Raw genomic sequence first — 12923 nt, forward strand, 5'->3', positions numbered from 1 at the left:
TTCACAATACCTTAACTCCTTCATAACACCCCCCTCATACTCTATCATTAAGATTACCTATAAGATGTTGTCCAAATATTGGGCAGTAAAATCTCATTAGGAGGAATATGAATTGTGAGAAGGTATCTACGCAAGACACATGCATTTATCATCTTTGCTCTACTAATCTCGTTACTCCAGCCAGCGTTGATCGTAAATGCGGCTATTACAGATCTTCCAGCAACGGACTACGGTAAAGTCGTTGATGTAAGGCGGACAGAGCTCGCACCGGGTGCGACTTATACGTGGATGGATATGGAGAATGAACGTGGCTTGCAGAAGATTCACGCAGTTGAATTTGATCCGAAAAATCCAAACTTGGAGCTGCGTGCGGGCACCAAAGGCGGAAAAGTATATGGTATGAAGGGCGTAACAGAAATGGCCGCTCATGTGGATGCGCCAGGAAGCCGCGTCATCGCGGGTATTAATGGTGATTTCTACGAAATTAGCGGTTTCGCTACAGGAGTACCGAATGGATTATTCATGGATGAGGGCCGCATTCTTAATAGCTCTATCTCTTCCTACGCTTTCGGACTGAAAGCTGATGGATCTTCGATTTATGGCGCTCCGAAGCTTACGAAGACGGTAACGATTGGCGGGAAGACGACCAATTTGACGAGCATTAACCGATATCGAGATTTGAACCAGCTGGTTCTCTTTACATCTGACTATAATACTTCAACATTGTCTACGAATCTGGGCGATGAGGTCTTACTAGATATCGTAGAAGGTGAAGTAAAGAGCGGACAGACGATGAAGCTGAAGGTCATCGAGCTCCGCAAAGATAAAGGAGACACGAAGCTTGCACAAGGACAGATGGTATTATCCGCTTCCGGCTCATCTCGTGCTGTAATAGCGGGTCTACAGGTTGGTGACGAGATCGCTGCTAACTTTGTCCTTGATGGAGAGTGGAGCCAAGTAACGGTAGCAATTGGAGGCCAAGGGCCTCTGGTGAAGGACGGCGTTCCGCAGCTGGACGTAGGTCCAGCGGGTGTTCATCCTCGTACCGCGATCGGGACGAAGGCCGATGGGAGCATTGTCCTCTTCGAGATTGACGGAAGGTCGCCGGGCTTTAGTGAAGGCGTAGAAACCGATGAGCTTGCAAAAATGTTAAAGGACATGGGTGTCGTTAATGGTATGAATCTCGACGGCGGCGGATCATCTACGTTTGTTGCGAAGCTTCCGGGTACGAGCAAGGTTCAGATGATGAACCAAGGCTCCGATGGCGGGGAGCGGAAGACGGGCAATGGCTTGCTGCTCGTTAACAAAGCGCCTGAGCTTAACGTTGCTTCAAAACTTGCGGTTCAGCCGAACGCGCAGCGGATTTTGGAGGGAGCATCTTACACCTTCAAAGCAGCCGGGATTGATGATAATGGTCACCCAGCAGCTTATTCGGATGTGCTCTCATGGCAGGTTGATCCATCGCTCGGAACGATCGATGAGAACGGCGTATTTACAGCAGGTGCTTCTGCGGCAAGCGGCTTCGTAACGGCATCGTCTGGATCTGTGCAGGGCACCGCTGAAATAGAGGTTGTCGATCAGCTTACTGCACTTAAATTTCCTGATGTCATTAAAACCTATACATCCGGTGCAACAGCTAACCTTACGGTGAAGGCTTTGCGAAACGGACAAACGGTACAGGTGAATAATCATAATTTTGAATGGCGTGTGGAAGGTAGTATCGGTGACGTGGACGAGAATGGTGTATTTCAAGCTACGAAGGAGAACGGACAGCATGGCAAAATCTTCGTGAAATACGGCAGCTTGGAAACCTCATTCGAGGTCAACGTCGGTTTACCTCCCGTTATTTTGGAGGATTTCGAATCTGGATTAAGCAAATATAACGCTTCCAACTCTGCTGCGAATTACGTGCGCATCGTTGAAGTGACGGATCAGGATTTCGTACGAAACGGGAATAAAGCGCTGAAGCTGGAGTATGACTTTATTGGCAAAACGGGTACGTCGGGTGCCTACTTAGCGGCAACCTCTGCTGAGAACCGCATACAAATTCCGGGATATCCAGAGAAGATCGGCATGTGGGTGTACGGTGACGGGAAGAAGCATTGGCTACGCGCTCAAATTCGGGATGGCAACAACGCGGCAGTTCCGGTCGATTTTACGGATAACATAAGCGGTGTGAATTGGACAGGGTGGAAGTATGTAGAGGCGACCGTTCCGAAAGGAAAAGCGACGCCGCTATCGATGGATATGCCTGTCCGTTATATGGAGACCAGCAACGTCAAGAAGACAGATGGTGCCTTGTATATTGATGATATACGCGCTATTTATGGACCTATGGAGGAGGACACGACACCTCCTGTGATCAAAGATATACTTCCGCTTGAGAATGCGGTAATCAAAACGGCGACACCGACTATCTCTGTCCGTGGCGAGGATGCTGGCTATGATCCTGTTCTTCACCCAGGCACAACTCTAATCGATCCTGCGAAAACTCGCGTATACGTGGATGACCAGCTTGTGGAGCATGGCTTCTATCCGCCTGCGGGCCTCATTTCGTATAAGCCGACCGTTCCGCTTGCGGAAGGTCGTCACAAAGTGAAGATAGCTATTCGTGATTTGGATGGCAACCAGACGATCAAAGAGTGGTATTTCATGGTCAATTTGGGATCGCCTTATTATGTGTACGAGACACCAAGCGATTTGTTTGCCGGGAATACGTATACGTTAAATATTCGGGCGGAGAAGGCAAGCAAGCTGAAAGAAGGACATATTGCCTTTAAGTTTGATCCAGCAGCGGTCAAAGATCTTAAAGTCGTTCGCGGAACCAAAGTGTCGGAGGCTCAGCTAGAGCCGATAATTGACGAGGCTGTGGGAAATGTCCGCTTAAACCTGCTGAATATAAACGAGGCTAATCTTGCTGATTCCGAACTTATTGGACAAATTCAATATACGATTCGGAATGACTATGTCGGACCGATCACGCTCGAGCAAGCAACGAATGAAGTGTCGAAGCAGCTTTCGATTGAGAACACTTCAGGTGTGGTCATCTCTACTGAAGGATCAGGTAATCCGATTAGTTTTGTCGGTGCTGCAGCACAATCGACAGTGAAGACACAGTTGAAGCTGACTTGGGATCATTTTACGATTGGACTGGGCTATGCTGCCTCTTTCAAGGTAGAGGAGATGCAAGGAGGAAAAGCTGTCGAGGGTGCGAAGCTGATTATTGATCAAATGGAGATAGCTGATGCGAGCTCTAGCACTGACGGTGTTCTTACAACTACAGCAGCTACCCAGGCGGCAGGAACGTATAAGGTGCAAGCGGTAAAAGGCAGTGCATATAGCCCTGTTATGACGTTCAAGGTCGCACCGCATGCAGGAACAGCGGCGCCGCGTAATATTAACGTGACGATGGGACTCGATCCGAGCACATCCCGCCAATTTACTTGGCAGACGGAGCCGCTTACGAGCGATACAGTTGTTGAGCTTGTGAAGCAGTCAGAGTTTACAAAATTCGAAGATAGCAATGTAACCCGAATAGTAGGCTCTAGCTCAATCTACAATACCAACAATGATGGCACAATGCGTGTTCATAAGGCGGAAGCTGTTCAGCTTACTCCTGATACGCTTTATGTATACAGAGTTGGCGATGGCAAAACAAATGTTAGTAGTCAAGGTACCTTCCGCACGAGTGCCGCAGCAGGAGATACGATGAAGTTCTTATTCATCGGAGATTCACAGGCAGATTCGAAGGCTGGATTTAGTCTTTGGGGCAACACGCTAAATAGTGCAACGGCGTACATGCCGGATGCGGAGATGCTCGTACATGCGGGCGACATGGTTGATAAAGGCTTTGAACAGGAGCAATGGGATTGGTGGTTTGAAGCGGCTCAAGAGAAGCTGTTAAACACAACGCTTATTCCGATCATCGGCAACCACGAGGTGATGGGAACGAACGGCGCGGGCGACTACTTGGCTCAGTTCAATAATCCGCAAAATGGAGCAGCAGCTGTGAAGGGCTCGAACTATTCCTTTGATGTAAAGGATACGCATTTTGTGGTGATGAATACGGAAGTGTCTAGTCAAATCATGGATGAGCAGGCACAGTGGCTGGACGCAGATCTCGCTAGTTCAGGCAAAAAGTGGAAGGTCATCTTCTTCCACCAAGGACCATATGGCAGCATATATGCAAACGAAAAGGTGCAGTCGACTTGGGTGCCTATCTTCGATAAGCATGGCGTGGATCTCGTTATGAATGGTCATGACCATATTTATATGAGATCGTACCCGATGAAGGGTGGTCAGCAGGTAGCGGATGGGCAGGGTACGAGATATGTCATTGGCGGCTCGTCGGGTCCGAAGTTTTATGCGCTGACGGAACGTTATTGGCAGGAGAAGATTTTTGACGAGGATGCACAAATCTTTACTGCCGTTGAAATAACAAACAATGAGATTGTTGTTGTGGGAAGAACGGTAGATGGACGGGAAATTGACCGTTTTGCCATTACGAAAGTGGAGCCAGAGACGGTAACTCTTGATCAGACGTCGGCCGAGCTTGAAGCGGGTCAGACTACTACGCTTAAAGCAACAGTAAACCCAGATCATGCGACAGCGAAAGAAGTGATTTGGTCAATCGTGGAATCGACGCCGGAGGGCGCGGCTACAGTGGATGCCGGAGGCGTAGTAACGGCAGTGAAGCCGGGACAGGCAACGGTAAGAGCGACGGTTAGCGGATATCCGACTGTTTATGCAGAGAGTCTGATTACAGTCGTGGATGTACTGCAAAGTGTTACACTTCTAGGGAAGTCAGCGCTTCAGGTAGGTTCAGTAGACCAGACTGTAACAGAAGCCGTGTATGGCTCAGGCAGAAAAGAGGTCATTTTGACGGGACTTGCTTTTGCGAGCTCGAATGAGGAAGTGGCTGCAATAAGTGAAGTGGGTCTAGTCACCGCTTTGAAGGAAGGTACGACGGAAATAACGGTAACTTACAAAGGCTTAAGCGCCAAATACGAATTGACGATAACGGCAGATGAGCCAGAAGTAACGCTCAGTAAACTTGAACTGAGCGGATTAAATTCAGCAATGGATCTAGGTCAATCGGCAAAAGCGAAGCTAATAGCGGTATATAGTGATGGGACTACAAGTGATGTAAGTGAGGAGGCTGAATTTATAAGCAGCAACCTCGATATCGTGGAGGTTGTGGATGGCAGCACGATTAAAGCATTACAAGTTGGGGAAGCAACGATTATGGCGAGCTATGGCGGGAAAAAGGTGGAGTTCGTTATTAACGTGACACTGCAAGCGACACCGACACCGACACCGACACCGACACCTACTCCAGAACCAACACCGGAACCAACACCGGAACCAACACCGGAACCAACACCGGAACCAACACCAGTACCAACACCAGTACCGACACCAACGCCAACCCCTGAAGTGCCAGGCGTGGTTATAGTAACGGATAAACAGTTGACGGATAATACCGCGAATGGCGAGGTTCGGATTAAAACGAATGGAGAACTAAGTAAGCTCGTTTTGCCAGGGAATACGGCCGAGTTGCTAGCGGGTTCATTGTTCAAGGTAGAGGCTTCGAACCTCTTGATCAGCATTCCTGCGAAGGTGCTGGGCGACTTAACGAATTTGCTGCCATCTGATCAAGTAAAGAAGAGCACGATATCATTGGTAGGAAAAATATCTACGACTGATGAAGCTGCTGATCTATTAGGAAAAGCAGGAAACCAAGCCGGTGCGCAATTGGATATGGCAAGCAAGGTATATGATTTCAGCTTGACGATGACGACTGAAGACGGCAAAACGGTCACATTAAGCGAGTTCAAGCAGCCGATCACAATTTCATTTGATGTAGGTTCTCAAACAGATACAAGCTTGCTTGGCATTTACTACATTGCAGATGATGGGAAGCTAGATTATGTAGGAGGTAAGCTGGTTAATGGGAAGCTTACGGCTACTATCAATCATTTTAGCAAGTATGCTGTATTGAAGTATGACAAGTCCTTTACCGATCTGCCACCGAGCCACTGGGCAGCTAGTGTTGTGAAAGAGCTCACGGCAAAACAACTTATTCAAGGCGTATCCGCTGATCGCTTTAACCCTAGCCAAGCGGTTACTCGTGCAGAATTTGCAGCTATGCTTGTACGAGCGCTAGGTATCACAGGTCAAGCAACGCCGATATTTACAGATGTACCAGCGGATAAGTGGTTTGCGAATGAGGTCGCACTTGCTCAGCAAGCGGGTATTGTGATGGGAGTAAGTGAAGTCACATTTACACCTAACGCGTCAATTACCCGTCAAGAAATGGCGGCAATGATCGTTAGGGCTTACGAATACGCGATGAAAAATCAGATAGCTGGTACATTAAGTAATGTACGCTTCACAGATACAACCTCCGTACCAGAATGGGCGAGAAAAGCAATCGTATCGGCTGCTGAGCTTGGACTCATGAAAGGACGTACAGATGAGCTTTTTGCTCCCAAGGCGAACGGCTCAAGAGCGGAGAGCGCTCAAATGATTTTGAATTTACTGAACAGCTTGAAGTAAATTTACGAGACGTGGTTGTTAGACCACGGTTTGTATGGAATGCATATTTTAAAATAGGAATAGATACTGCCCTACAAAGGAGCAGAGCGACGAGTAGCTGTCTACTTGACGCTCTGTTCTTTTTCCTTTAAAAATATTCCGTAGTAATCAATCCCCTTCCCCATTTTCTCATACTAATCTCTCAAAGATGGTTTATACTAGAACCAACAGAAAACCGAATTTGAGGTGATAGAGAATGGCTTATATGGTCCCGGAGGTTATCCGGACGAGTGCGACTGGTGGGGAACGGTTATTGTTTCGTACGCTGAAGGATTATTTACCGAGCGATTATGTGGTTTATTTTGAACCGGAAATTCAGGGGAATCGTCCCGGCTTCGTAATCATAGGTCCCGATCTGGGATTGGTCGTTCTGGAAGTGAAGGATTATACGAAGTCTGCTTTATTTGAGGTTGACCGCGACGAGTGGCGTCTGCATGCATCTGGAGGACAGATCGAAGCCGTTCAGAACCCCTATGAAGAAGCAAGGGAGAGCTTGCGGCACGTGGTGGGCGAGCTTCGGAATGACGACAACCTCATTGAACGGGAAGGTAAATTTCAAGGACAGCTCAAATTCCCGCACGGCTTCGGAACGGCTTTTACTCGGATGAAGCAGAAGGATTTTATAGAATATAGCTTATACGATGTCATTACAGAGCAATTTGTGCTTTGCCGTGACGAAATCGACCCGGAGGATGCGGGATTTACAGCCGATTCTCTCATTGAGAAAATCCACGGCATGTTTACGGGGCGGAAGCGCAACAGTTACATTTTATCGCAAGAGGATATTAGGCAAATTCGCAATCACCTCATACCTGAAGCGCGGATCAGTGCGGAATTTCGCCAGCCCGCGAATCAGAAGCAACAGGAGCAGTTTGTATTGTCGCTTCACAATATTAAGGGAATGGATCTGCACCAGGAAAATATGGCAGAGCAGCTCGGTGATCGTCACCGGTTGATTCGCGGCGTGGCCGGGAGCGGTAAAACGCTTGTCCTCGCCAGTCGTGCCAAACATCTGGCTAATCATCATCCGGATTGGAAGATTCTTGTCCTCTGCAGCAGTATCGCCTTATCCCGAAGTCTTCGGCAAATGATTGACCGCAAGATGGAGGAGCCGGAGGATCTGCTGGACTGGATTAGACTTGCGGAACAAAGGGACGGCAAGCCACGCGAGCAAAACGTCGAGGTTTACAACTTTCATGAGTGGTTGAGGGCGGTGCTGAATGCAAGGGATACGGATATCTCTGCACTTATCGGCAAGCTGGAGAAGAAGGAAGCGATTCTACCTACCTATGAAGCGATCCTGATCGACGAGGGCCAGGATTTCCAGCCGGAATGGCTAAAGCTTCTGAGTTATTTGCTTAATCCAGCGACACAAAATCTGCTGCTGGTTGAGGATCGGGCGCAATCGTTCTTTAAGCGGAAATCGAGCTTGCTGCAGGACACAGGGCTTGATTTTCGCGGGCGATCACGTATTCTCTCCATTAATTACCGTAACACGGCCCAGATCGCCCAGTTTGCTTGGGATTTCTATCAACGGCATTCACTGCTTCAGAATAAGGTTCAATACGGGGTAGCGAAAGGGGTAGAGATTATTCCTCCTCAGAGTACCCGGAGAAGCGGACCAGAGCCATTGTTGGAACGTCGCGGTAGCTTTCAGGAAGAGCTCCGGGCTGTAATTGAACATATCCGGTACTTGCATGATAATCATAAGATTGCTTATTCGGACATGGTCATCTTGTACCGAGTGAAAGACAACTACTACTCCTCCTACACGGATATGATTAAGAGGGCGCTTAAGGGGCAAGGGCTTCCGGTTTATTGGATCACGGACAATGGCGATTCGAATCAGGAATCTGACATTAACGGCGATGCGATTAACCTATCGGACATTGACAGTGTGAAGGGGCTCGATTTCCGAGCGGTCTTTATCGTAAATGCCGAGAACATGCCTTTCTCATTGGAAGAGGCGGAGGAACGCGAGGTATCGCTGTTTTATATTGCCATGACACGCGCATTGGAGTGGCTGCACATCTCCTACAGCGGGGATTCCAAGTTTACGCTTTATTTGGACGAGGTTAAGAAGCAGCGTCAGGAGCAAAAGCATTCCATAAAGAAGATGGGATGAAGCAGCGGCTGATTCCAATAAAAAAGCAGGCTGTCCGAGAATGTATCGGACGGCCTGTTTTATGATTTTCAGATGAAAACGAGAACTTCGTCCATGCGAAATCCATCGGTTGACAAATAAGCTCCTTCACCTTAAGTTGAATATAAATACAAATTATTGCATAAATATTCATGCGAGGTGAAACGATGATCCACTTATTATCATTAAAAGAATTCAGCAGAGATACGATTCTTTCCATCATCAAACAGGGAATCGAGATGAAGAAGAACCCAGAGCTCTTTTACAATGCAGCTGAGAGAAAAGGCCTCCTGATGCTTTTTCAGAAAACCTCTACACGAACGAATCTCTCCTTTCAATCCGGCATTAACCAGATGGGCGGCTACCCGGTTGTCATGGATTGGGATGCTAGTAACTTCAGTATTTCACCGATTCAATACGAAGCACAGTATGCTTCAAGAAACTGCGATGTCATTATGGCTAGATTGAAGAAGCATTCCGATGTGCTCGAACTAGCCAAATATTCCAAGGTTCCTGTGATCAATGGCTGTTGCGATAAATATCATCCATGCCAAGCGTTAGCTGATATGATGACGATTTATGAGGTTGCAGGTACGTTTGCAGGAATAACACTCACTTATGTTGGGATTCATAACAATGTTGCCAATTCGCTGGTAGCAGGTTGTGTGGCGCTAGGTATTAAGCTTTTATTGGTTACACCAATCATTAACACACCTTCTTGGGATGAAGAGCTTATGCTGACGGCTTATCAAAGCGGATATGTGGAAAAGGTTGATCATTTGTCAGAAGCGATATCCAGATCTGATTTTGTATATACAGACACTTGGATTGATATGGAGTTTTACTACGAGAGTCATTACGAGGAGGAGAAGAACCGGAGAATGGAGCAGATGCTGCCTTATCAGTTAAGCAGAGCCAAACTAAGTGGATACTCTCCTTACATCATGCATGACATGCCTATTCATCCTGGTTTTGAAATAGAGGAGGAGCTGGTTCAATCGGAACGCTCCATTATCTATCAGCAAGCAGAGAATAGAATGCATGTTCAAAAAGCTTTGCTTATGTATGTGCTGCAACAGTAATGAGAACATATGTTTGTGTTTTATTCCATTTTGTGGTATGTTATACAAAATGAATAATACAAAGGGGGCTTTTCGATGGCTGCTAAACAGAATAAGACACTGAGCCAATTTTCGGATTTAGTATCTTGGATGGAGAAGCTGAGGGATACAGGTAAAGAGCAATGGCTTCAACCGACCTCACCAGGCAAATGGTCGATTAGAGAAATATTGACTCACATGATGAACTGGGATAAAAACAGCTTGGAAATGATGGTTCCGGCTATGGAAGAGGGAGCAAAGCTTAACTTCGTTGATATCGAGAAACATAACCAAGTGGCTACAGCGCTTGCCCAAGCCTATATGGAATTAGACATTCTTATTGATGATTGTATTAAGACTAGGCAGGATCTGTTAGCGCTGCTCAATGAGAAATATGATACGACGACAAAGTTTACAATCGATAACCGTAATTATACCTATAAGAAATTTGTTCATGTTTTTATTCACCATGACGAGCATCATAAGCAGCAGATGGAGGCTTTCTTGGAACGGGAGAAGAGTGCATAACGATATACTTACTTCATACGATATTATTAGTTTGCCTCTATGCGGTAATCAAAAAGCTCAACCTCGCGTTATAGCGGTGATGAGCTTTTTCACTTATTCATTTGTTTGAAAAAATTCAGGCATCATGACCAGATTCTATAATTTGCATAACCTGCATCATCGTATTTTTAAATTTAATATCATCATGATTCCATATGATCACATCGGCATGCTGCATATACTCGCTGGTTAGTTCAACCTCTTCGGCTTTTTTCACCCTCTTAATCATCTCATCGGGAAGTCCACCTCTTGAAGCCATTCTTCTTTTAATAGACTCAATATTGGCACCAACGTAGACAGCTACTATATTCGTGTACCGTTTTTTTAGAGCGAGCACGCCAGCTAAGTCGAGAACAATGTGGGTTTTTCCATCTTGATCTAATACCTCCTCGATGCTGGATTTGAGTGTTCCGTAATACTGATCATTATACTGCGTCCACTCGATGAAGGAATTAGTCTGAATATGATCTTTAAAATGCGGGACCTCCATAAAAATATAATGAACCCCTGCTTCTTCATTCAGCCTAGGGGCTCTTGTTGTTGCTGTAATGATTTTTTGAAAGCCACTTAGGGTTAGCTCTTTCTGTATTTCTGATTTACCTGAAGCGGACGGACCATAAAATGCGAATATTTTCCCCAAACGAATGCTCTCCTTTATTAATTCTTCATCTATCTCTTCTAATAAAGACCATATATTGTTAAAATGTTTCTAAATTACAATGAGCTGGGAGCGAGCCTATGATTCTCTATAAACATTCTTCAAATTCATTTTATAATGATATGGATATTCAGAGGCATTTTAATATAGAAAATGCGAAGCAAAGAATTTCAGTTAGGGATGACTTTGAACGTGATTTTGGCAGAATCATTCATTCAGCGGCGTTTCGCCGCTTGCAGTCCAAGACGCAGGTCATCGGAATCAGCGAAGGAGACTTTCACAGAACTCGCCTTACACATTCCCTTGAAGTATCTCAAATTGCAAGAGGAATTGCCACAACCTTAAATGAAAAAAACAATATTTTTAAAGAGTCGGAGAGCAAGATTGATATTTCTCTTATTGAGGCTGCTGCGTTAGCTCATGATTTGGGACATCCGCCATTCGGACATCAAGGAGAGCGTGCGTTGAACAAATGCATGAGTGCATTCGATCTTAACTTTGAGGGTAATGCACATACGTTTAGGCTTTTGACGAATAGAGACGGGGACATGGAAGCGGGACTTGATTTAACGAGAGCTGTTTTATTGTCCATATTGAAATATCCAGCCAGCATGAAGCAAGTTAATAATCCAGAAATTACGGGCAAACCGCCCAAAAGCAGTGTTTTTGAAGAGGACGAGCACGTTTTTCAGTGGGTTATTGAGAGCTTTTCGGCGGAAGAGAAGGCCTACTTCATGCAAGTATCCGACTTGCAGGCTGGTAAGCATAAGAAGACTTTAAATAAAACGTTCGAATGCTCCATTATTGAGCTCGCTGACGATATTGCTTACGCAACCTATGATTTAGAGGATGCATTCAAGCTTAATATGATTAAAATAAATGATTTATGCGACGTAGCCAAGAAGCATAAGCATATTTCATCAGTTAGAATTGCAGAATCTTTACGGGTTTTTATGGAGAATAGCAGTGAGCAGAATAAACAGACGAAGCGTTTTTTCGCTGATCTGGTTTCTGGATTCATTCATGAGATTACGATTGTTGAGTCCCAGCCTACCTTTTCATCCAATCGGTTGCGCTATAAGGCGGTAATAACTGAGGATGCAATGGATTTGCTGGAGGATTTGAAAAAGCTAGTCGAAACGCATGTGATTTTCTCACAGAAGGTTCAAACCTTTGAATGGCGCGGCGGCAATATAATAGAAAAACTTTTCGACGCAATGCTGAATGATCAAAACCTGCTTCCTGAGGATAAAAAGCTAAGCTGGCATGCATCTAGTGATAGGATGAATGCGAGACTAGTTTGCGATTATATTGCTGGGATGACGGACACCTATGCATTAAAGATGTATTCTCGTTTATATGAAGCCGCTGGAGGCAGGCTATTTGATATTTAATATGAATGGTCGCTTACGGCAGTTTAATTGGTTCACCACTATTAAGTGATAGATTGTAGTAGCTGTACGTAAGCACTTTTCTCTAATGAAGGAAGGTGCTTGATACGGTATGATTAATACAGTGCTTTCTAATAGAAAAAGAGTAAGAGAAAGGATTCAAATATCGCTATATTTAAAGTTTATAAACTATTTTCAAAAAAACACTTGCATTAGTAGGTGAGTACATGGTATATTCTATTTCTGGCCGAGAGACACACGCGGACAGCAAGCAAAACAAGCATGACAAACGAAAGAATAGATTGCTCTTTGAAAACTGAACAACGAGTAATAACTGCCTCGCAAATCCTTCGGGATAAGCGAAAAAGCGATAAAAAGTAATGAGCATTTCAAACACCAATTTGGAGAGTTTGATCCTGGCTCAGGACGAACGCTGGCGGCGTGCCTAATACATGCAAGTCGAGCGG

Annotated in this window: 6 protein-coding genes; 5 read left to right on the top strand and 1 reads right to left on the bottom strand. The window is 45.6% G+C overall.

All coding sequences use genetic code 11. The features are described 5' to 3' along the window. The first annotated feature begins 114 nt into the window (after positions 1–114). From AC787_RS21010 to AC787_RS21025, 4 genes are all read left to right on the top strand, one after another. Positions 115–6558: an S-layer homology domain-containing protein gene (locus tag AC787_RS21010; protein WP_054026570.1), complete on the top strand. Its 6444-nt coding sequence runs from the start codon at positions 115–117 to the stop codon at positions 6556–6558. A 235-nt stretch (positions 6559–6793) separates the two neighbouring features. Next, positions 6794–8722 carry a 3'-5' exonuclease gene (locus AC787_RS21015; protein WP_054026571.1) on the top strand — a complete coding sequence of 643 codons (1929 nt, stop codon included), beginning with the start codon at positions 6794–6796 and terminating at the stop codon, positions 8720–8722. A 185-nt stretch (positions 8723–8907) separates the two neighbouring features. Beyond that, the gene (locus AC787_RS21020; protein WP_054026572.1) at positions 8908–9822 is read left to right on the top strand and encodes an ornithine carbamoyltransferase; all 915 of its coding nucleotides are present in this window, start codon (positions 8908–8910) and stop codon (positions 9820–9822) included. A gap of 75 nt (positions 9823–9897) precedes the next feature. After that, entirely contained in the window at positions 9898–10368 is a 471-nt protein-coding gene (locus AC787_RS21025; protein WP_054026573.1) for a DinB family protein, read from the top strand. Between the two features lie 115 nt (positions 10369–10483). Here AC787_RS21025 and AC787_RS21030 read toward each other — a convergent pair whose 3' ends face one another. Next, entirely contained in the window at positions 10484–11047 is a 564-nt protein-coding gene (locus AC787_RS21030) for a guanylate kinase (RefSeq protein WP_054026574.1), read from the bottom strand. Positions 11048–11145: 98 nt separating this feature from the next. On the opposite strand from AC787_RS21030, the gene AC787_RS21035 reads away from it, so the two are divergent. After that, positions 11146–12459 carry an anti-phage deoxyguanosine triphosphatase gene (locus tag AC787_RS21035; protein WP_054026575.1) on the top strand — a complete coding sequence of 438 codons (1314 nt, stop codon included), beginning with the start codon at positions 11146–11148 and terminating at the stop codon, positions 12457–12459. Positions 12460–12923 lie beyond the last annotated feature (464 nt).

Origin of the sequence: Bacillus sp. FJAT-28004 (assembly GCF_001280845.1) — a bacterium.
Classification (GTDB): Bacteria; Bacillota; Bacilli; order Paenibacillales; family Paenibacillaceae; genus Pristimantibacillus.